Origin of the sequence: Paraburkholderia sp. BCC1885 (assembly GCF_900996235.1) — a bacterium.
Lineage (GTDB): Bacteria > Pseudomonadota > Gammaproteobacteria > Burkholderiales > Burkholderiaceae > Paraburkholderia.
Map to the genome: position 1 here is coordinate 61026 of NZ_CAAJGM010000206.1, position 21247 is coordinate 82272.

The following is a 21247-nucleotide window of genomic DNA, read 5'->3' on the forward strand; positions in this document are numbered from 1 at the left end:
GATGCGGGCCGTTGCCGCACTGATGGTGCTGTTGTGGGCCGTGTCGGCGCATGCGGACTGGCGTGACGACGTGCAATCTGCGCGGCTCGTCGGTGAGGGCGATTTCAGCGTGTTCGGCTTCAGGCTGTATCGCGCGCAGTTGTGGAGCGAACGCGTGCCGCTTGACTACCACGCGCGTTTCGCGCTGCATCTGACCTACGCGCGCAGCATCAAGGGCAAGCGCCTTGCGGATACCGGCATCGATGAAATCAGGCGCCAGGCTGCAGCGCCGATTGCATCCGATACGCTCGAACGTTGGCACGACGAGATGCTACAGGTGTTCGGCGACGTCGAACCCGGCGACGAGTTGAGCGCCGTGTTTTTGCCGGGCAGGGGCGTGCGGTTTTATTCCGGCGAACGGGAGACAGGCGAATTCGACGATCCGGTATTCGCGCGGGCATTTTTTGGCATCTGGCTCGATCCGTCGACGCGCGCGCCGTCGTTGCGCAAGCATTTGCTCGGTGAGGACGATTGAGCGAGTGCCGCGTCAGTCTTTACCGGACGCAGCGGATAAACATTGCTGGGAGCCGCTGCGGCTGTCTGCGAGTCGTCATGATGTTGTTCCGCCTCGCGTGCGGCCGCGCTCGAATCGATGAACCGCGCGCTATCTGCCAACACCGGCGCGAAGACACGCAACGGCGCGGCGAGCGCCGCAACCAGCAACGCGTGCCCCACTAACGGATAGTGCTTCACTTCCACGCTGTCGCCAGCCGCCCGCAGCTTTGCGGCGAGCCGGTCGGTGTTGCCGGGGTCGACGGTGGTGTCGCGCTTGCCGGCGGCGAGGAACATCGGCGGTTCGTCGCCGCTTACGAAGTTGATCGGTTGGCTCGCCGCGCGCAGCGGGGCCGGAAACACTTCCTTTAAAACCGGGTCGGTGAGCGGTAAAAAGTCATACGGTCCCGCCAAGCCGATTACGCCGCACAGGTCACGCTTACTCATTTGCTGTGCGCCGAGGTAATGCCCATCAGTGGCGAGCAGGACGGCAATGTGGGCGCCGGCGGAATGTCCCATGAGAAAGATGCGCGATGGATCGCCGTCGAATTCAGCGGCGTGGTCGCGAGCCCAGCGTACCGCGGCGGCGGCGTCGTCCATAAAGGCGGGGAATGGCGCGTCCGGCCAGGTTCGATAATCGGGCAACACGGCGACGAAGCCGCGTGAAGCCAGCGCCTCGCCCGCGAACAGATAATCGCCGCGATTGCCGTTCTGCCAGCTCCCGCCATAGAAGAACACCACCACAGGTCGGCCGTGCGAAGCCGCCGGTGTCGCCACGTGATCGGGTTCGTACACATCGAGTTTCTGGCGGGCGTCGGGGCCATACGGAATGGCGGTGCTGGCGCGGAACGTGCGATGCGGCACGCTGGCGTTGAGCAGCGCCGTACCGCTGCAGCCGCCCAGCGTGGCGAGCGTCAGCCCGAAGCCGAGCGCGGCGGTCAAGGTAAGCAGGCGTCGAGGCATAGAGGATTGCATCAGTCGATAGGGTGGGCTCGTGCTATTTACGCACGGCACGCGTCGACGGATGCAGGCGGGCGCTTGCGTGTCACATTCCGCATCTCTTCTGCTTCAGAATGAAAGCCCCGCGGTTTGCAGCAACAGCACGCCATTCAACGCCAGCACGGCACCTGCACCGGCGACGGCGGCGATATTCGTCAGGCGGCGGTTGCGGTACGCGCCCATCAGATCGGCGCGTGAAGTGAACCAGACCAGCGCGATCATCGGCATCGGCAGTGCAATGCTCAGGACCACCTGGCTCATCACCAGCGCACGGGTGGCGTCGACGCCCCAGGCGACCACGGCGAACGCAGGCGCCATGGTGATCAGGCGGCGTGCGCCGACCGGAATGCGAAAGCCCACGAAGCCCTGCATGATCATCTGCCCGGCCATGGTGCCCACCACTGAACTGGAAACGCCGGACGCGATCAGCGCGGCAAGGAACAATCCGGCTGCGGCGGGGCCGAGCAGCGGCGTCAGCGTATGCCACGCCGTTTCGATGCTGGCGATATCCGGATGACCTTGATGGAAAGCGCCGGAGGCCATGACCACCATCGCCATATTGATCAGGCCGGCGACACCGAGCGCGGCGATCACCTCGATGTTGGAAAACTTCAGCAGTTTGGCCCGTTCGCGCTCGTTATGCGGCGTGACGCGGCTTTGCGTGAGGCCAGAATGCAGGAACAGGACATGCGGCATCACGGTCGCGCCGATGATGCCCACGGAAAGGGTCAATGCATTGCTATCCGGGATGCTCGGCTTGACGGTGTGCAGCAAAACCGCGGACCAATGCACCGGCGCGATCAGCAATTCGGCCAGATACGAAAGGCCGATCACGCCCACCAGCGCCGCTATCACCAGTTCCAGCGGGCGAAAGCCTTTCTTCTCGAACTGTAGGAGTCCATATGTAACGGCGCCGGTGACGAGCATGCTCGCCAGCACGGGCAAATGCAGCAGCAACGATACGCCGATCGCGCCGCCGACGAATTCGGCGAGATCCGTCGCCATTGCGGCGATTTCGCTCAAGCCCCACATCGCATACACATAACGACGCGGCAGCGAAGCGCGGCACAGCTCTGCGAGATTGCGTCCGGTGACGAGGCCGAGCTTGGCGGATAACGACTGAAACAGCATGGCGACGACATTCGCGACGGCCACCACCCACAACAGCGTATAGCCGTAACCGGCGCCCGCCTGGATGTTGGTCGCGAAGTTGCCCGGGTCCATGTAAGCGATCGACGCAACGACCGCCGGTCCCGCAAACGACAACATCACGCGCGCGCCGCGGCGGCGCCCGGCGAGTGCCTCGCGCACATGGAAACACGTCTGCTCGGTGAGCGTGGGCGGCGCAACCGCCTGACTCATGGCTTCGTTCATGACCTCTCCTGTGTGTCGTCAAGCCGGGTCGAGTTGCTGCGCGGAAGAGGGCCGGACAACGGGACAGCGGGACCGCGAGCGCCGTCGCGGGTCCGTTGCCGGTGTTGCGTCAGATGCTGCTTTTGCATGGACGTCAGGCGAGCATCAGGCGCTCATGTTGAGCGCGCCATTCACGCCGTTCGGGAAGAAGCCGCCTTTCACGGCTGCCGTGCTGGTCAGATACACGATGTTAAGGACATCGGAATAAGTCCGGCCGAAGGCGAGGCCGTTGTTGTCGAGCGGCACGATGTTGGAGGTCCCCGCCGTTGCGCCCGAAATGCCCTGGTCGTCGTTGCCGACCTGGTCGAGGCTGTCGCGTGCAGCCGAGATGGCATTGGCCGCACTGATCAGGCTCGCCGTATCGAGGCCTTTCGCGTACAGCGTTGTGCGCACGAGACCCGCATGATAGGCCTCGGCGGCGAGAATGCCGGCCGCGGCGGTGAGGAACGTCTTGCTGGCGAGCAGCGGCGCGGCGCCTTTATACGCGGTGACGCCGACGTCTTCGAAGATGAACGCGCCGAGCAGGAAGTTGTTGTCGCTCGCATACGGGTTGAACGCCACCCCAGCCGCGACCAGACCCGCCGCGCGCGCCGCCACGGAGAATGCGCCGTTCGGATTGGTGCCGCTCACGTCGATGGACGGCATCGCAACTGCCGCCGATCCGAGCGCGCTGCGCAGGAAGGCGACGTGCTCGCGCTCGTCGTTGGCGATCTCGTTGGCGTAGGCCTGTACCACCGGATCCTGGAACGGCACTTGCGCACCGGCCGTGACGGTGCCTTGCGTGCCGACGCCAGTGAGCATGGCGGCGGGCAATCCGCTGCCGGTGGTGGCATAGGTATAGAACTGTGCTTCGAGATATTCGAGGTTGAGAGCGAAGTTGAGAATTTCTTCGTCGGTGGGCGCGGCGGTCTGCGCCATGGAGGGTTTGCCGGAACCGCCGCCGCACGCGCTGATCAGCGTACCGCCGACCAGACCGAGACTCAGACCGCCGGCATTGCGGAAGAACTGCCGGCGCTGCTGGCGCCGTTCGACCCGCCGATCGAACGTTTCTATTAGTTCTGCTGAATTACTTTGAACCTTTTCTGACTTTTCGGACATGACCGTGCTCCTCAGATAGATCGCAGGAAAGCTACGCCATTCACGACGCCAACGCGCACATAATATAGCCAGCAACGCGATGCACTGACGCAAATCGCGGACATGAAGACACATCGCTCTTCAGCAGAGACCTTCGTCGACGCGCTGAAGAAGCAAGTCCTCAACACGCTTTACGCTCCGAAGTTGCGCATGGATGCGTGGCGCGCAAAAGATATTTGCGTGCACTTGCAGCAATTTACGCTTGAGGCGGCTTTGTACAGGTCTTGCCGCCATCCTCTGTACAATTCCGGAATCGACGACCGGATCGGCCGCTTGTGCGAACGTTCAGCGCCGCACTTGCGCGCCAGCCGGTTCGCCCTCCGCACACGAATGCGGGCCGCCTCCGTTAGCCGCCGCGTATTCACCAACCGCATCTGATTCATGGCCATTACCTACAAGACTCCCGAGGACATTGCCGCGCTGCGTATTGCCGGCCGGCTCGCCGCCGACGTCCTCGCGATGATCGGCGAACACGTGCGGGCCGGCGTCTCCACGGACGAGCTCGACGCGCTGTGCAACGACTACATCGTCAATACCCAGAAAGCGATTCCGGCGAATGTCGGCTATCTCGGCTTTCCTAAGACCGTCTGCACCTCGGTGAACCAGGTGGTCTGCCACGGTATTCCGAGCCGGGCCGAAATCCTGAAAGACGGCGACATCGTCAATATCGACGTGGCCGTGATCAAGAACGGCTACTTCGGCGACACCAGCCGCATGTATTGCGTCGGCCAGTCGAGCACGGTGGCGCGGCAACTGATCGACACCACCTACGAGGCGATGCTGGCCGGCATCCGCGAGGTGAAGCCGGGCGCGACGCTTGGCGATGTCGGCCACGCCATCCAGAAGGTCGCGCAGCGCGACGGTTTTTCGATCGTGCGCGATTACTGCGGTCACGGCATCGGCAAGGTTTATCACGAAGACCCGCAGGTGCTGCATTACGGTCAGCCGGGGCAGGGCGTGCGTCTGAAGCCCGGCATGGTGTTCACGATCGAGCCCATGATCAACGCGGGGCGCGCCGGCACCACGGTCCTGCGCGACGGCTGGACGGTAGTTACCAAGGACCGTTCCCTGTCGGCTCAATGGGAGCATATGGTCGCCGTCACCGAAGACGGTTTCGAGCTCCTCACCCCCTGGCCGGACGGCACGGGCAGTTACGAAGCCCCTTGAGCGGCCGGTTAGGGGCCCGCCATAAGCGGTTGCCGTCAAGGTCGCCGGCGCACAAATCTGGAAAATAAGGATTTGACTCGCGCGCCGGTTCGGTTAAAGCTACGCCTTAGTGTTACAAGGGGTTTTCGTCTGCATGAGTCCGTCATTGACCGTTCGCCGCATCGCCGCTGATCAGGGCGCAGTTTTACGCGAACTCCGTACTGCGTCGCTGCGGGAGGCGCCCTATGCCTTCGGTGAGACGCTTGAGGACGCCCTCTCGGCCGACGCCGCCACTTTCGATGTCGCGGCCGCGGATCGCGCGATATCGGCGTCGGCCACGTCGTTCATCCTGTATACCGAAGGGCATCCCGCCGGGCTGATCGAAGCGCATTTCGAATACACCCTGGCGCGGCGTGCCTTCGTCGGCGAGTTGTGGGTGGCGCCGGCGGTGCGTCATCTGCGTGGCGGCGAACTGCTCGTCAACACCGCCAGCGACTGGTTAGCCGGGGCGGGCGCGGCAGAAATCTACGCCTGGGTGGCCGACGCCAACCGCAACGCCATGCGTTTTTACGAGCGACTCGGCTTCGGCCCGACTGGCGAGCATACCCGCACGGCGCGCGCGCCCGATCAGTCGGAAAGCCTGCTGGTGCGCCAGGTGCAGCGCGCCTCACAAGCCTCCTCCCAGTGATCCGGCGGGCGGTCCCGCCGGGTGCCGCTCCCTGTCTTCCCGTTCTGCCGCAGCGTCCGCCGCCTCTCGTTGGGGCGCGGCGTTCATTTCTGACGCGGAAAATACTGGCTCCACGCGTGGACGCCTGTAAAATACGCAAAATTTTTTGCCGAACGCTATGTCGCCCAAGAAATCGCCATTTTTCGAACTCCGCAGCGGCACTGTCGACACGCTCCTGTTCGTGGTCAAGACAACCGACCTCGACGCCATGCGTGCCGAACTGACGCGGCGCTTCGAGGCGACCCCCGAATTCTTCGCTAACGACGTCGTCGCGATCGACGTGCGCCGTCTCGCCGACGACGAACGCGTGCCGCTCGCCGAGATCGCCGCGCTGCTCGACAGCGTGCGGATGCGCCCGGTGGGCGTGGTGGCGAACCCGCAGCAGGGCTGGGCCGCCGAATCCGCCTTGCCGTTGCTGGAGGCGCGCGACCGGCGCGGCGCCGGCGCCAAACCGGCGGCGGAAGAGGAAGCGCCGAGTGGCGAGAATGGCGCGGGTGCCGATGGCACCGCGCCGGTGCAGGGCGAGTTGCCGATGGACGTACCGGCTGCGGCGGTCGAAGTCGTGGCGGCCGTGGCCGCCTCAGGCGCTCAGTCGGCTCAGGCAGCCGATTCGGCGAAGCTCGTCACTTCATCGCAGACCACGGTGGTCGACAAGCCGCTGCGCTCGGGGCAACGCATCTACGCCAAGGGCGACCTGGTAGTGCTCGGGCTCGTGAGCTACGGCGCGGAAGTGATCGCCGAAGGCAATATCCATATTTACGCGCCGTTGCGCGGCCGGGCTTTGGCCGGCGTACAGGGCAACCACGAGGCGCGCATTTTTTGCACGTGTCTGGAGCCGGAACTGATCTCGATTGCCGGTATCTACCGGACGACTGAAAACCCGCTGCCGCCCGACGTACTCGGCAAGCCGGTGCAGATCTGGCTGGATGAAGAAAAGCTGATGATTGAACCGCTGCGGCTGACCTGAGCACGCGTTGCGCGCGCCGGTTGCGGCGCGTGCCGCGGCAAGGGGCTAACCGCCGGACTTATTTGAACGAATCTGACGAACACAGGGTAAGGGTAATGGCAAAAATCATTGTGGTGACTTCGGGCAAGGGCGGCGTGGGCAAGACGACCACGAGCGCGAGTTTTGCATCGGCCCTCGCGTTGCGGGGCAGCAAGACCGCCGTGATCGACTTCGACGTCGGCCTGCGTAATCTCGACCTCATCATGGGCTGCGAGCGTCGTGTGGTGTATGACCTGATCAATGTGATCCAGGGCGAAGCCAACCTGAACCAGGCGCTGATCAAAGACAAGAAGTGCGAAAACCTGTTTATTCTCCCGGCCTCGCAGACGCGTGACAAGGACGCGCTGACCATGGAAGGCGTCGAAAAGGTCATCAACGACCTGATCGCGATGGACTTCGAGTACATCGTCTGCGATTCGCCGGCGGGTATCGAATCGGGCGCACTGCTGGCGATGCATTTCGCCGACGAAGCACTGATCGTGACGAATCCGGAAGTGTCGTCGGTGCGCGATTCGGACCGCATCCTCGGGATTCTGTCGTCGAAAACCAAGCGCGCGATCGAAGGCAAGGAGCCGATCAAGGAACACCTCCTGATCACGCGTTACAACCCGAAGCGCGTGAGCGAGGGCGAAATGCTCTCGCTGACCGACATCCAGGAAATCCTGCGTATCGATCTGATCGGCGTGATTCCGGAATCGGAAGCGGTGCTGCATGCGTCGAACCAGGGCCTGCCGGCCGTGCACCTCGATGGCACCGATGTCGCCGAAGCCTACAAGGATGTCGTATCGCGTTTCCTCGGCGAGCAGAAGTCGCTTCGCTTTACCGATTACCAGAAGCCAGGCCTCCTGCAGCGCCTCTTCGGCACCAAGTAAGGGGAGCGCACGTAATGTCGATTCTTTCGTTTTTGCTGGGCGAGAAGAAGAAGTCCGCGTCAATAGCGAAGGAACGCCTGCAGTTGATCATCGCGCATGAGCGCGCCGGCGGCCACCCGCCTGCCGATTATCTGCCGGCGTTGCAACGCGAACTCGTCGCCGTGATTTCGAAGTACGTGAAAATTTCCGATGAGGATATTCGCGTCAGTCTCGAGCGCCAGGACGACCTCGAAGTGCTCGAGGTCAAGATCGAAATTCCGCAGGCCTGATACCCGCGAGGGATCGTCTGTGTGATGTGGGTCGTGCACCCGTCGCCTCGATGGCGAGGGCGGGTGCCTGAGCGTGATATCGGTTGTCCGCTCCTGTCCTACTTTCTCTTCCCGGTTATTTCTCCCCGTCCTCGTTGTGTCCGCATGGTTTGCATGCATTGCCGCCGCGCTATTGCCGGCGTCGTGCGCGCGCGAAATATTCGGTTGCACTTGTGGACACTGCGTTACGTCTGGCGTGTCAGCCAAAACGTCGTCTCACGCATTAAACGGATAACGCCTTCAAAGGCGCTTTTACCAAGAGGAGAATATGAACAAAACTTTTCGCTTGCTGCTCGCCCAGACTGTTTTGATCGCCGCGGGTGCTGCCGTCGTCGGTTCGGCTTGTGCTGAAGAAGTCGTCGTGATCGCGCCGTCCGCGCCGCCGCCGGTTCGTTATGAAGCAGCGCCGGCGCCGCGTGCCGGCTATGTGTGGGATCACGGTCACTGGCGCTGGGACCACGGCCGCTATGTGTGGGTGGCGGGCCATTGGCAGCAGGAGCGCGTCGGCTATCACTGGGTGCCGGGCCACTGGGATGCGCACGGCGCGAACTACCATTGGGTCGAAGGGCACTGGGCCTGATAGCGGGCCGGGCCGCTTAGGTCTTCGCAAGGGCGTGTTGCTTTGTCGGCAACACGCCCTTGTTGTTGGTACTTTATGTTCGTACTTGATAGGGCGTGGCGTCGTGATGGCGCGTGTCGTGCGAGTCAATCGGCGAGGAAGTCTGTCAGCGCGGCGGAGTGTGAGCTGGAGCGGCTTCGTCTGCTGCGTCTGCTTCATCCGCTTCCGGCTCGTCATCGATTAAAGCCTCGGGCACTTCCGGGACCGGGGCGGGCGCCGGCTGCGGCAAGGGCGCCATATAGCGCTGCGAGAGCGCCTCGTACAGCGGCGGCGCGAACAGGCGCGACACGCGGCTTGCGATTAGCGCGGTCGCCATCAACGAGATCACCAGTGCGTGGCCGTTGATCATTTCCATCACGATCACGAACGACGTAATCGGCGCCTGGGTCACCGCGGCCAGATAACCCACCATGGCGAGCGCGATCAGCATCTGCAACTGCATGCTGCCGAACAGCATATGCAGCAGGTTGCCGAAGCCCGCGCCGATCGACAGGGACGGCGCGAAAATGCCGCCCGGAATGCCCGGTAGATAAGAGCCGACCATCGAGATCATTTTCAGGAACGGATAGAACACGGACAGATGCTCGCGGCCGTCGAGCAGACCGCGCGCCTCCGCGTAGCCGCTGCCGAAAGTCACGCCGCCGGAAATCAGGCCCACGAAGGCGATCACGAGCCCGCACAGCGCGGCAAACACAACCGGTCGCTCGCTGTGCAACTGACGCAGCGGCGCGGGAATCCAGCGCGCGGTATTGAGCAGCAGCCAGCAAAAGAAACCGCCGGCAATGCCGGTGACGATAGCCGTGAGCACGATGGCCACCGCCAGCAGATCCGGGAAGTGCGTGCCAATTTCGATCGTGCCGAAATACGTGTAATTGCCGTTCACCCCGAGCGCGATCACCCCCGCAATGATGATGGCGGTAATCAGCACGCCGCTCGCACGCGCCTCGAAGCTGCGGGTGAGTTCCTCGATGGCGAAGACGATCCCGGCAAGCGGCGTATTGAAGGCCGCGGACAGCCCCGCCGAGGCCCCGGCCAGCACGAGTTGCCGCTCGATCAGCGCATTCGAGCGCGGGTAGAGGCGCCGCAGGTTGAACATCAGCGCGGCGCCGACCTGCACGGTCGGTCCTTCGCGGCCAATCGTAAAGCCGCCGAGAATGGCGAGAAACGACACCAGCACCTTGCCGAACATGATGCGAAACGACAGCAGCCGCGCGCCGTATTCGCCGGGTTTGGCGTGCAAGGTGGCGATGACTTGCGGAATGCCGCTGCCCTCCGCGCCGCGAAAGAATTTACGCGTCAGCCAGACCGACAGGGCCGCGACTGCTGGCGTGACGAACAAGGGCAGCCAGGCGTGCCGCTGCTGCATGGCGCGGAATTCGTCGTAGCCGAAATCGATGAGCCGGGCGTAGAGGACCGCGATCAGGCCGACCGCGATGGCGCCGAGCCAGAACACACCGTACTGGCGCCACAGACGGCGCGTGCGTCGGGCGACGGCGGAAGACAGAGGTGGGAATGCCCGCATGAGATGGCCGCTTAGGCAAAGGCTAGATTATAGCGATCGACAGCGGAGCTAAAGCAGGCGAAAGCAGGCACGTGGAATCGACCGGCCCAAAGTATCTGATCGAAAGCAGATTGAAATAAATGTGACGGCCGGGCAATTGAGAGATAATCCGCCTCTCGCTCGCTTTTGCGGGCCGCGCCGCCGCGCATCCACCGTGGCGCGTCTAGGATAAAAGCACGGTCGGCGAACATGGCGCTGCGACCGATACTGTGACGGGCTATTTAATGAAGCGAATTCTTATCGTCAAGGTGACGTCACTAGGCGATATTGTGCAGGCACTGCCGGTCATTGCCGACATCAAACGGGCATTTCCGGGCGTCCAGGTGGACTGGGCCGCCGACGAGGCGTTTGCCGAAGTGGTCCACTGGAGCCAAAGCGTGGACCGCGTGCTGTGCGCGCCGCTGCGCCGCTTCAAGAAAGCGCGCCGCTGGGCCGATTTCAAGGCGATTGCGGCTTCTATCGGCGAATTGCGCGCGTTTCGCTACGATTACATCATCGATATTCAGGGCGTCTACAAGAGCGCGATCATCGCCTTTCTGGCGCGCGGGCGGCGCCGCATCGGCTATCGCAACAAGGATCTGGGCGAACTCGGCGCGGCGTTTGCCTACACCGGCCGCTTCGGTCCGCGTCCGCGCGGCAACGCCTGGCAGGGCATGCGCATCAGTACGGGCGAGGCGCTGGGATACCAGCCGCAGGGACCGTCCATCTACGACATGAAATTGCCGGCGCCGGCCAGCGCGCCTTTCGGGACCGATCAGGCGGCGGATCAGAAGCCGGTTGCGGCGCTGTTCCATGCCACGTCGAAAGACGACAAGAAATGGCCGGTCGCGCATTGGGCGGAAGTCGCCAATGAACTCGTGAGGCGCGGTTACCGCATCGTCCTGCCGTGGGGCTCGTCGGGCGAGCGTGAAGAGGCGTTAGCCATCGCGGCGCGGGTGCCGGGCGCCACCGTGCTGCCGCAGATGAGCGTGACCGAGATCGCGCAGATGATCGACGCGTGTTCGCTTGTCATCGGCACGGATACCGGCTTCGTACATGTCGCGCATGCACTGCAAAAGCGCACGGTGATGATTTTTGTCGCCACCTCGCCCTCGCATTTCGGCGTCGAGGCGCCGCATCGCTCCATCTCTATTGGCGACGGTCATTCAGTGCCGTCGGTGAGCGAGGCCCTGCAGGCCATCGACTATGTCCACAGCGAGCCGCAGGCCGCTGCCGCGCCGCATTCGGCCACTCTCATCTGATCTGTTTTTTTGCAGAGCTGCCAATCGGGGTGTCTGATTGACCTCGGCGAGCGGGGCGGCTTAAGTCTCATTAAAAGAAAAAAGGCGTGACGCACAGTCCGCCCAAATAAATGAGCGTTGCACGACACGCCTCTAAAAGCGCCCCCGTCGGGGAACGGCGGGCGCAGAGGATCCTGCAATGAACACAACGGAACTACCTCCATAGAGACTGCGTGCGGCACGTTGAGTTCAATCGCGGCTGCGCTGTCCTGGTGAGCCCGACTCGATGATTCATTTACTTGTCAGAACGGCGCTCCGGTCAGACGCGTTAATGCGCATTACATAGCTGTTAAAAGTGTCGCTTTTGATTGGTTACCTACGCGCGGCTTTCGGAACGCATCTGCTCGATGATTGAGCACGGTTGCGAGGATCGCTGGCCGTACTTTAGGCTATCTTCATCTGTCGGCTTATGCCGAACGGCTGCCAGCATGCCTCAGCGGGTGGGGCTTGCCGGGCGGCATGGCGTCGTGTTGTCGCGGGGAAGTCATGCGAGTCCGCGACGGCGTTTCCTGTTCAGTCTCCGTCGGTCTGACGCGTACAAAACCTGTAACGCCGTGCTCATCATCGCTTACAAAATGCAACGTCCTCACAGGGTCGCTTCGTGTCCAATCAACACCATTCGAGGCGCACTCGAATGACACCAAAACGACTGGAGAATGACGTGAAACGTTTGACGCTAACTTTGATTGCAGGTGTGGTGCTGGCCGCGTCGCTGGGTGGATGCGTGATCGCACCGGCGCCGGGTTACTACGGCGGCGGCTATCATCATGGGTACTACTATTGATCGGCGGGGGGAGTCGTGGCAGGCGGGTTTGCAACCGCTCAGCGGGCAAGCATTGCAGAAAGTGGCAGGAGACAGCGTGTCGCCCGGTCCGCATCGCCTCATCCGGCCCACTCATTCGTGGCCGCGCGCCGCTTGCCTTGCCAACTGAAATGGTGGGCGTGGCGGTGACTTTGAGTGCGAGCGAAGTGGGATCTAGCTCAGCATCAATTCGAACGCCACCACCGTAATAATGGCCGCGGCATTCGCGGCGAGCGCTTCCAGCACGATAGCTTTCCAGCTGGAAGGGCGGAAACGGATGGCCATCAGCAACGAGCACAGCAGCGCCAGCGCGATGATCACCACAATGTCTGAGTTCTGGAGATGTAGCCTCACGGTTGCCTCCTGGCTCAACGGGTATATGACCCGAGTATAGGCAAGCCAAAAAGCCGTGCAAGCGGGAAACAAATCAGACGATGAAGGCGCGAAAGACTGCCCGCGCATCCGCGGCGGGCAGCCGTGGCGAGGTCGCGCTTACATCAACGGGGTGTCGCGCGTCTCGCGCATGCACAGTACCCCGAACAAACTGACGGCCGCTGCGATCGACACGTATGCGCCGACCCATGTCAGGCCGCCGTGCGCGGCCAGCACCTGGGCAATGTACGGCGCCACCGATGCGCCGAGAATCCCGCCCAGGTTATACGACACGCCCGCGCCCGTATAGCGCACGTTGGTGGGAAACAGTTCCGGGAGCAGGGCGCCCATCGGGGCGAAGGTCACGCCCATCAGAAACAGCTCGATCACGAGGAACAGCAGCACGAGCGGCATGGAACCGCTGCCGAGCAACGGCGCCATCGTGAAGCCCGACAGGATCGCCGCGACGATGCCGACGATCAGCACCGGTTTGCGTCCATAGCGGTCGCTTGCCCACGCCGACAAAGGCGTGGCGAGCGCCATGAACAGCACCGCCACGCACAGCAAGCCGAGGAAGCTCTGCCGCGGAATGTGCAGCACCGACACGCCGTATGACAGCGAGAAAGTGGTCGCGTTATAGAACAGCGTGTAGCACACCACCATGGCGAGGGCGCCGAGTAGCGTCGGCCACCAGTATTGCGAGCAGAGCGTCGCGATCGGCACGCGCACGCGTTCCTGGCGTTCGACGGCGGCCCGGAAAGCGGGTGTCTCGGCGATCTTCAGACGTACATACAGGCCAAGCGCCACCAGCACCGCGCTGACGATGAACGGCACGCGCCAGCCCCAGCTACGGAACTGTTCGTCGGAGAGCGAAAGCGCCAGGCCGAAGAACAGCCCGTTGGAGGCGAGAAAACCGATCGACGGCCCGAGTTGCGGAAACATGCCGAACCAGCCGCGCTTGCCGGCCGGGGCGTTTTCGGTGGCGAGCAGCGCTGCGCCGCCCCATTCGCCGCCGAGGCCGATCCCCTGGCCGAAGCGCAGCACGCACAGCAGGACCGGCGCCAGACTGCCGATCGAGTTATAGCCGGGGACGAAGCCGATCAACGTAGTCGACAACCCCATCACCAGCAGCGAGGCGACGAGGGTCGACTTGCGGCCGATGCGGTCGCCGAAGTGGCCGAACAGGAACGAGCCGATCGGCCGCGCGACGAACGCGATGCCGAAGGTGACGAACGCGGACAGCGCCTGCGCAGTCGCCGAGCCATGCGGGAAGAACACCGGGCCGATGACGAGCGCGGCGGCCGTCGCGTAGACGTAGAAATCGTAGAACTCGATCGCGGTGCCGATGAAGCTCGCGAAGATGATCCGCGAACTGCTGTTCTGGCCGGCCGCGTCGGGCTGGGTCGCGGAAATCGGCGAAGTGGACATTCAAGGTCTCCAGTTGCATGACGCCGCGTGATACGGCCGCGGCGGGCGGCGCGCTTGCGGTGTCGTCTTTTGTTTGGCTGCGAGTGCACCGCGGCGTTCGACGGCGGCGATAACGGCCGGACAGCGTGATGCAAAGCGCGCGGGTGGCGCGGCGAGGGGCGGACTGTGGCGGCCCGGCGGGTGAGCGGGCGGCGGCAGCCCTGCCGGGGCGTCCGGCTTGGGGTGGGAAAATTATAACTTGTGCGGGCCGGGCTGCTGCCAGCGGGACGAGTGCTCGAAGCAGGGCGTTTAACGGCGGCACCGTGTGCGACCGCATGGCGTTGCCGCTGGCATCACGGCCGATGGTCGATCAGTGAATCAAAGAGTCAATCAATTGTCTGCGCTTGCGGCGAAGCAAACTCGCGGAGCTGGAACTTGCCGTTATCGTTGAACAGCCAATCTTCGAACAGTTCCACCTGGCCGCGCGTGTTGAGCAGCCGGGCGGGCGGTTGCGGCAGCGGCGACGCGCGGCGTAGTGTCGCAAGCGCGGTGCTTTCGGCTTCGTCATCGCCATTGGTGCGATACACGGCGGATTGCAGCACCTGGCCGTCGCGGTCGACGGTGAACGAGACCACCACGAGCGAACGCAGCATCGGCTGCAGCGTGCCTTGCAGCACGTAGGACGGGTTGCGCTCGAGAATGCGCCGTGCGACCGCGATGCGGTATTGATCGAGCGTGAGGCTATTGACCGCAGCCGGGGGCGTGGTGAGTGGCGGCCGACCCGGCGGCGTGAACGTGCAACCGCTTGCAACCAGCAGGATCGCGAGTGTCAGGAGCGCGCGGCGTGCTGATGTCGTGCAACGAAGGGGGCGAGCGCGGGTGAGCATGGCGGGAGACGCTCGAGAGCAGGACGTATGTTCATGGTAGTCAAAACCCGCCAGCTTGCAATGCGCATTGGCCCTGAATAATGGCGGTATGCAGCGAAGCCGTGCTTTCGTCGAACCTTACGGTCGCTTTCTTTGATATCGCGACCGCGACGCATTCAATACGTCAAAAATTGTGTCCGCGTAATCGTACGAAACAACTCCGTATCCACGTTGCAGCGCTGGCGCATTAGCATATGGATATGGCGCTTGCGTGTACCATATGGCGCGGAACAGATCCTGCTTTCCCTTTAATAACAAACACCTTGCAGTGTAATGTGCTGAAAAATAAGCGGGTTCTCAGGTAATTGTATTGCGGCGCAGACTGACATAGCGTTCAGTACTACTGTGGGACACCATGTCGGTGCCGTTTTCTGTCGTGGAGAATGTTGTGAAAAGGTTGAAAATTTTGCTCGGAGTGTCAGCCGCCTTGCTAGTCTGCACGAGCGGCGTCGCACATGCTTCACACGTCGGGGTGTACATCGGCGGTGGCGGCTATTACGACCCCTGGGGACCTGCGTATTATCCGTATCCGCCGGCGGTCGCCGTACCGGTGCCGGTTCCCGCGCAGCCGCAGGAATACGTGGAGCAAGGCCAGTCCGGTCCCGCGCCGGCGCAAGGCCCCGCGGCTTCTGGGCAGCAGGGTGGCACGTGGTACTACTGCGACGACTCCCGCACCTACTACCCGTATGTGAAGTCGTGCTCGTCGGGCTGGCGCCCGGTGCCGGCGCAGCAGTCGCAAGGCCCTGAAAATTAAATACGGTTTACCGCAAAGAGAAGGACATGAAATATTCCAGATTAGCTTTGATTGCCTCGCTGAGTTTGCTCGGCGCGTGTTCGGTTATGCCGCCTGGCCCTAGCGTCATGGCGTTGCCCGGCACCGGTAAGACTTTCGACCAGTTCCGCGCGGACGACAATTCCTGCCGGCAATTCGCGTTTCAGCAGGTGGGTGGTGCGACGACCAACCAGGCGGCCACCAACAGCGCGGTGGGTAGCGCAGTCGTGGGCACGGCAATTGGCGCCGCGGCCGGCGCGGCCTTCAACGGCGGCTCGGGTGCCGCAGTCGGCGCGGGTGCGGGTCTGCTGGCGGGTACCCTGTTCGGCGCCAATGCGTCGCAAGGTTCGGCTTACGACGTCCAGCGTCGCTACGACTATGCGTACCTGCAATGCATGTACGCGAACGGCGACCGGATTCCGGTGCAGGGCCGCATGCGCACGATCCAGCCGTCTGATGGCGGTGGCTACGTGACAGCACCGCCGCCTCCGCCGGGCTCGCCGCCGCCCCCGCCGCCCGGCGCGTATTGAGCGGAGTGAAGCTGTCGCAGGTTGTTGTATCCGAACGCGGCTGCCGTTGTTAAGGCAGCCGCGTTGTTTTTGGGACGGCGGCTGGGGCTGCTGGGACGGCGATTGGGGCCACGATTCGAAGATGCATTCGAAGGTGTCGAGGCCTCGGATGACAGGCCATGGTTGAGGTCACATCAGGCCACCGCTCTCCGCTGACCCCGCGCGCGAACCCACGACTGCAAACGGTCGACGTACAGATACACAACCGGCGTCGTATAAAGCGTGAGCAACTGGCTGACGAGCAGCCCGCCGACAATCGAAATTCCGAGCGGCCGCCGCAAATCCGCGCCCTCGCCGTGACCGAAAGCGAGCGGCAGTGCGCCGAGCAGCGCGGCGCAGGTGGTCATCATGATCGGCCGGAAGCGCATCAGGCTGGCGCGATGGATTGCGTCGCGCGGCGCCATGCCTTCGCGTTCGGCGTCGATCGCGAAGTCCACCATCATGATCGCGTTCTTCTTGACGATGCCGATCAGCAGAATCACGCCGATCAATGACATGACCGTGAATTCGACATGGAACGCCATCAGCGCGAGCAGCGCGCCGACGCCCGCCGATGGCAGCGTGGAGAGAATCGTCAGCGGATGGGCGTAGCTTTCGTAAAGGATGCCGAGCACGATATAAACGGCAGCCAAGGCCGCCAGAATCAGCAGCGGTTCGTCCGATAGCGATTGCTGGAAGGTGCGCGCCGTGCCCTGAAAGCCGCCGTGAATCGAGCCGGGCATGCGAATCTCGGCCATCGTCCGGTCGATGGCGGCGACCGCGGTGGAGAGCGGCTCGTTGGGCGGCAGATTAAAGGAGATCGTGGTGGCGACGAAGTTGCCCTGGTGATTGACGCCGAGCGGCGTATGGCCCGGATTCCAGCGGGCGAACGTGCTGAACGGAATCATGGTCTCCAGCGCGGTGCTGACCGACGTGCCCGCTGAGGCGCTCGAATGTCCGCTGGCGGCGAGCGAGTTGATGGCGAGATTGCGTGCCGAGTCGGCGGCGATCTGGGCCGCCGTCGTGGCAGTCGTGGTAGCCGCGGTCGCGGCGCTGGGTGTGCCGGCGCTGCCCGAGCCCCCGGCGCTGGGGGCGACAGTCGGACTGGTGCCCAAGGCAGCCGTCGCCGGATTCGACGCGCCGCCGCCCGCGTTGCCGGAAGCCGTTGCACTCGTGGACGCCGCCACCGTGCCCGCCACGGCATTGGTCGATTGCGTGCCGCTCGGCGAGCCGCCCGAGGTGCTGACATACAGCTCGTCGAGTGTCTCCGGATGTTGCCAGTAGCGCGGCGCCACTTCCATCACCACGTAATATTGGTTCAAGGGGTTGTAGATGGTCGAGACGAGCCGCTGGCCGTACGCGTCGTAGAGCGTGTTGTCGATCTGTGCCGGGGTGATGCCAAGCCGCGCGGCGGTGCCGCGATCGATATCTACATCGGCTTCGAGGCCGCCCTGTTGCTGGTCCGAGTTGACGTCCTCGAGTTCAGGCACGTTCTGCAGCGCCTGCGTGAGGCGCGGCGCCCAGGCGTATAGGTCGGTGGTGGAATCGGCAAGCAGGGTGAACTGATATTGCGCGTTGCTCTGCCGGCCGCCCACCCGGATGTCCTGCACCGATTGCAGATACAGCCGGCCGCCCGGCACGGCGTTGAGCTTCGGCCGCAGCCGCGCGATCACTTCGTCCGCGGTCTCGGCGCGTTGTGCCAGCGGTTTGAGCGCCACGTAGACGGAACCGGTATTGGTCTGTTTGCCGCCGGTGAAGCCGACCACGTTTTCGACGGCAGGATCGTCGCCGATGATTTTCATGACCTGGCGCAGCTTCGGTCCCATTGCCTGGAACGATGTACTTTGGTCGGCCTGGATGCCGCCTGTCAGACGTCCGGTGTCCTCTTGCGGGAAAAATCCCTTGGGGATCGTCACGTACAGGAACACATTGAGAGCCATGGTAGCGACCAGCGTCATCAGCAGGAGAAACGGGTGACGTAGCGACCACTCGAGCGAGCGCGCGTAGCCGTCGTTCAGACGTTGCAGCGGCGCGGCCAGCCAGCGTCCGATGCGGCTGCTCTGCTTCGGCGCGGCGGTGCGCAAGAGCCGCGAGCACATCACTGGCGTGGTGGTGAGCGAGACCACCAGCGACACCGCGATGGCAAGCGACAACGTCACCGCGAATTCGCGGAACAGGCGCCCGATGATGCCGCTCATCAACAGGATCGGAATGAACACCGCGACGAGCGAGATCGAAATCGACAGCACCGTGAAGCCCACCTCGCGCGCGCCAACTAACGCAGCCTGCATGCGCGGCATGCCGGCTTCCATGTGACGGGCGATGTTCTCCAGCACGACGATGGCGTCGTCGACGACAAAACCCGTGGCGATGGTCAGCGCCATCAGCGAGAGGTTGTCTATCGAATAGCCGAACAGATACATGAATGCAAAAGTGCCGACGATCGACACCGGCACGGCCGCGCTCGGAATCAGCGCCGCGCGGCCGCTGCCGAGGAACACGAATACCACGAGAATCACGAGGCCCACCGCGATGATCAGCGTCGCCTCCGTGTCGCGCAGCGAGGCGCGGATGGTCGTCGAGCGATCGGACGCTTCGATCACGTCGACGTCGGCGGGCAGCGCGGGCTTGAGCTGTTCGATCTGCTGGCGCACGCTGTCCACGGTGCTGATGATGTTGGCGCCCGGCTGGCGGTACAGCATCACCAGCACGGCCGGCTGGTTATTGCGCGCGAGGCCCAGGTTACGCAGATCCTCGACCGAATCGACGATTTCGCCGACATCCGAGAGCCTGACACCCGCGCCGTTGCGATACGCGATGACCAGATCCTTATATTGGTCGGCGATGCGCGCCTGGTCGTTGGCGTAGAGCTGATAGCGTTGGCCGCCACTTTCGATGATGCCTTTGGGGCTGTTGGCGTTCGCCGAGGCGAGCGCGGCGCGGACGTCTTCGAGACCAATGCCGTAGTGATACAGCGCCGTGGGATTTAACTCCACACGCACCGCCGGATTAGCCGAGCCGTTGACGTCCACTTCGCCGATACCAGGCAATTGCGATAGCGATTGCGCGAGAATCGTCGAGGCCAGGTCGTAGAGTTTCGCGCGCGGCAGCGTGTGCGAGGTGAGCGCGAGAATCAGGATCGGCGCGTCCGCGGGATTGACCTTGTGGTAAGTCGGATTGCTGCGCAGGCTGGTCGGCAGATCGGCGCGGGCGGCATTGATGGCCGCCTGCACGTCGCGCGCCGCGCCGTTGATGTCGCGATCGAGGCCGAACTGCAAGGTCACGCGCGCCGAACCCACCGTGCTTTGCGACGTCATCTCGGTGACGTCGGCAATCTGCCCGAGATGCCGTTCAAGCGGACTCGCGACGCTGTTGGCCACTGTGTCGGGACTCGCGCCCGGCAGGCTTGCCTGCACAGAGATGGTCGGGAAGTCGACTTGCGGCAAGGGCGCCACCGGCAGCCTGATAAACGCGAAGACACCGGCGAGCGCCACGCCCAACGAAAGCAGCGTGGTCGCAACGGGGCGTTCGATAAAGGGACGTGAGAGGTTCATCGACAGAAGGAGGGGGCTGGCGAGGCAGCGTCCGTCGATGCTAGAAGAGGAACGTCCTACCGACGTTACGTTCTTTTTTCCACAGGTTACCGCGTAACGTGCTGGAAATATTTGTCAGCTTTGAAGCCGCGCAATGAGGGGCGCGCAGGCTTCGATCACAAGCGGTAATTTATGTGCAGCGGCGTTGCGGCGCTTTGGTTGCGGCGCGGGGCGAGTCGCGCAATCGCCCCGCTCGTGCTGCATTGCCCCGATGTAATCGATCGAAACATAGCTGCAACACGGCGGCGCTCAATTCCTTCTACACTGCAATTGCCTCTCCCAAGGAGGCATCGGTGGAAGGTCTTATTTGCCCGCTTCGCGCGGGCATTCTTTTTTGCCTTGCCGCCGTGCTGAAAGAAGCGCAACACGGCGCTTCACCACGTGCCGTTGCGCGCGCTCGATGATCAGCGATGCCAGCCGCCGCCCCAACCACCGCCCACGCCGATGCTTACGGCAGGCGCTGCGTAGTATCCATAAGCCGGTGCCGGAGCATAGCCATAAGGTGTAGGTGCCACGACGCAGCCGCCGAGGCTGGCTGCCAGTGCGATAAGCGCGAGAAGTCTGAGCATGATGATTCCTCCTGTTGTAACTTGGAGCGAAGCATAACGGCGTCGTTCGGAGCAGTCGTAACTGTCGTGTGACTGTGCATTACGGGGCACATGGAGCGAATTCGGCGTGTAGGGCAGCGGCGCTGTGTGCGCTGCGCCATCGGAGGCGAGCCCTATTTACAGATGCTTACGTTATCCGTGGTCTGACGAATCAGCACGCCGGAGAACGCGTACTTTTTGCCTGAAAACACGCTGTGGAAAATCCCCGGTGTTGCGCGCGCGCGACCTTCCGGCGAGCGCCGCATTGCTATGATTGAGTCACTGTTGCTCGGAGCGGCAATCATGGCGATCAGAGATTTGACGATAAGCGAGCGGCAACATGCCGCCATCGCCGAAGCACGCAAACTGGCAGATAGCGGTGCATATCACGATTACACCGACATCGAATACGTGCTGCGTTTTGATCAGGGATTGTCGGATGTCACGGCCTTGCTTGACAGCCAGGCCATCCACCGCGATCTGAATCGACGTTGCGCCGATGCGCGCGAGAAACAGGGAAGGTCTGAACAAATCATTTTCAGCCTGACTGTTCGCCACATTCGAAATTGGCGGGTCTCGAAAGTCGTTTTCTTGTTGGGAACCGAATGAATACCGACCAGAAATTGATCTCGATGTTTGAA

At 63.0% G+C, this 21247-nt stretch carries 20 protein-coding genes and 2 pseudogenes; 13 read left to right on the forward strand and 9 right to left on the reverse strand.

Annotated elements, in window-relative coordinates; genetic code table 11:
- Position 1: 1 nt before the first annotated feature.
- On the forward strand, positions 2 to 514 hold the full coding sequence (locus FQ755_RS38200; protein ID WP_144156187.1) for a chalcone isomerase family protein: 513 nt from the start codon (positions 2 to 4) through the stop codon (positions 512 to 514).
- Positions 515 to 606: 92 nt separating this feature from the next.
- Here the strand turns inward: FQ755_RS38200 and FQ755_RS17965 are convergent.
- The 3 genes and pseudogenes from FQ755_RS17965 to FQ755_RS17975 all read right to left on the reverse strand — a co-directional run.
- Positions 607 to 1494, reverse strand: a pseudogene (locus FQ755_RS17965) (alpha/beta hydrolase); the annotation flags it as partial.
- A 105-nt stretch (positions 1495 to 1599) separates the two neighbouring features.
- A complete protein-coding gene (locus FQ755_RS17970) occupies positions 1600 to 2904 on the reverse strand; it encodes an Nramp family divalent metal transporter (RefSeq protein WP_144156189.1) in 1305 nt (434 codons plus the stop codon).
- A 144-nt stretch (positions 2905 to 3048) separates the two neighbouring features.
- Positions 3049 to 4041, reverse strand: a complete 993-nt coding sequence (locus FQ755_RS17975) for a ferritin-like domain-containing protein (protein ID WP_144156190.1) — start codon at positions 4039 to 4041, stop codon at positions 3049 to 3051.
- 102 nt (positions 4042 to 4143) lie between these two features.
- On the opposite strand from FQ755_RS17975, the gene FQ755_RS17980 reads away from it, so the two are divergent.
- The 7 genes from FQ755_RS17980 to FQ755_RS18010 all read left to right on the forward strand — a co-directional run bounded on the left by FQ755_RS17980 (position 4144) and on the right by FQ755_RS18010 (position 8719).
- Complete coding sequence (locus tag FQ755_RS17980; RefSeq protein ID WP_144156191.1) at positions 4144 to 4458, forward strand: hypothetical protein; 315 nt, start codon at positions 4144 to 4146, stop codon at positions 4456 to 4458.
- Positions 4459 to 4461: 3 nt separating this feature from the next.
- Positions 4462 to 5247 (forward strand): type I methionyl aminopeptidase, encoded by a 786-nt coding sequence (map, locus tag FQ755_RS17985; protein ID WP_144156192.1) that lies wholly within the window; start codon positions 4462 to 4464, stop codon positions 5245 to 5247.
- A 133-nt stretch (positions 5248 to 5380) separates the two neighbouring features.
- Positions 5381 to 5914 carry a GNAT family N-acetyltransferase gene (locus FQ755_RS17990; RefSeq protein WP_144156193.1) on the forward strand — a complete coding sequence of 178 codons (534 nt, stop codon included), beginning with the start codon at positions 5381 to 5383 and terminating at the stop codon, positions 5912 to 5914.
- Between the two features lie 157 nt (positions 5915 to 6071).
- Positions 6072 to 6920 (forward strand): septum site-determining protein MinC, encoded by an 849-nt coding sequence (gene minC, locus FQ755_RS17995; RefSeq protein ID WP_144156194.1) that lies wholly within the window; start codon positions 6072 to 6074, stop codon positions 6918 to 6920.
- Between the two features lie 95 nt (positions 6921 to 7015).
- Positions 7016 to 7831 carry a septum site-determining protein MinD gene (gene minD, locus FQ755_RS18000; RefSeq protein WP_007175863.1) on the forward strand — a complete coding sequence of 272 codons (816 nt, stop codon included), beginning with the start codon at positions 7016 to 7018 and terminating at the stop codon, positions 7829 to 7831.
- Between the two features lie 14 nt (positions 7832 to 7845).
- Positions 7846 to 8100: a cell division topological specificity factor MinE gene (gene minE, locus FQ755_RS18005; RefSeq protein ID WP_144156195.1), complete on the forward strand. Its 255-nt coding sequence runs from the start codon at positions 7846 to 7848 to the stop codon at positions 8098 to 8100.
- A gap of 307 nt (positions 8101 to 8407) precedes the next feature.
- Entirely contained in the window at positions 8408 to 8719 is a 312-nt protein-coding gene (locus tag FQ755_RS18010) for a YXWGXW repeat-containing protein (RefSeq protein ID WP_144156196.1), read from the forward strand.
- A 145-nt stretch (positions 8720 to 8864) separates the two neighbouring features.
- On the opposite strand, the gene FQ755_RS18015 is transcribed toward FQ755_RS18010, so the two are convergent.
- Positions 8865 to 10280 carry a chloride channel protein gene (locus FQ755_RS18015; protein ID WP_144156197.1) on the reverse strand — a complete coding sequence of 472 codons (1416 nt, stop codon included), beginning with the start codon at positions 10278 to 10280 and terminating at the stop codon, positions 8865 to 8867.
- A gap of 263 nt (positions 10281 to 10543) precedes the next feature.
- Here FQ755_RS18015 and waaC point away from each other — a divergent pair, with 263 nt between their 5' ends.
- Positions 10544 to 11560 (forward strand): lipopolysaccharide heptosyltransferase I, encoded by a 1017-nt coding sequence (waaC, locus tag FQ755_RS18020; protein WP_144156198.1) that lies wholly within the window; start codon positions 10544 to 10546, stop codon positions 11558 to 11560.
- A gap of 673 nt (positions 11561 to 12233) precedes the next feature.
- Positions 12234 to 12383, forward strand: a complete 150-nt coding sequence (locus FQ755_RS37445) for a hypothetical protein (protein WP_186308575.1) — start codon at positions 12234 to 12236, stop codon at positions 12381 to 12383.
- A gap of 192 nt (positions 12384 to 12575) precedes the next feature.
- Here the strand turns inward: FQ755_RS37445 and FQ755_RS18025 are convergent, their stop codons facing one another.
- The 3 genes from FQ755_RS18025 to FQ755_RS18035 form a co-directional block, all read right to left on the reverse strand.
- Positions 12576 to 12755 (reverse strand): hypothetical protein, encoded by a 180-nt coding sequence (locus tag FQ755_RS18025; protein WP_144156199.1) that lies wholly within the window; start codon positions 12753 to 12755, stop codon positions 12576 to 12578.
- A gap of 138 nt (positions 12756 to 12893) precedes the next feature.
- Complete coding sequence (locus FQ755_RS18030; RefSeq protein ID WP_144156200.1) at positions 12894 to 14201, reverse strand: MFS transporter; 1308 nt, start codon at positions 14199 to 14201, stop codon at positions 12894 to 12896.
- Between the two features lie 365 nt (positions 14202 to 14566).
- Positions 14567 to 15067: an energy transducer TonB gene (locus tag FQ755_RS18035; protein WP_144156201.1), complete on the reverse strand. Its 501-nt coding sequence runs from the start codon at positions 15065 to 15067 to the stop codon at positions 14567 to 14569.
- A gap of 427 nt (positions 15068 to 15494) precedes the next feature.
- Here FQ755_RS18035 and FQ755_RS18040 point away from each other — a divergent pair, with 427 nt between their 5' ends.
- Both FQ755_RS18040 and FQ755_RS18045 read left to right on the forward strand, forming a co-directional pair.
- Positions 15495 to 15860 carry a hypothetical protein gene (locus FQ755_RS18040; RefSeq protein ID WP_144156202.1) on the forward strand — a complete coding sequence of 122 codons (366 nt, stop codon included), beginning with the start codon at positions 15495 to 15497 and terminating at the stop codon, positions 15858 to 15860.
- Positions 15861 to 15886: 26 nt separating this feature from the next.
- Entirely contained in the window at positions 15887 to 16408 is a 522-nt protein-coding gene (locus tag FQ755_RS18045) for a YMGG-like glycine zipper-containing protein (protein WP_144156203.1), read from the forward strand.
- A 173-nt stretch (positions 16409 to 16581) separates the two neighbouring features.
- Here FQ755_RS18045 and FQ755_RS18050 read toward each other — a convergent pair whose 3' ends face one another.
- Both FQ755_RS18050 and FQ755_RS37450 read right to left on the reverse strand, forming a co-directional pair.
- Complete coding sequence (locus FQ755_RS18050) at positions 16582 to 19980, reverse strand: efflux RND transporter permease subunit (RefSeq protein ID WP_144156204.1); 3399 nt, start codon at positions 19978 to 19980, stop codon at positions 16582 to 16584.
- A 443-nt stretch (positions 19981 to 20423) separates the two neighbouring features.
- Entirely contained in the window at positions 20424 to 20588 is a 165-nt protein-coding gene (locus tag FQ755_RS37450; RefSeq protein WP_186308574.1) for a hypothetical protein, read from the reverse strand.
- A 321-nt stretch (positions 20589 to 20909) separates the two neighbouring features.
- Here FQ755_RS37450 and FQ755_RS18055 point away from each other — a divergent pair.
- Positions 20910 to 21119 (forward strand): annotated as a pseudogene (locus tag FQ755_RS18055) (hypothetical protein); the annotation flags it as partial.
- Positions 21120 to 21247 lie beyond the last annotated feature (128 nt).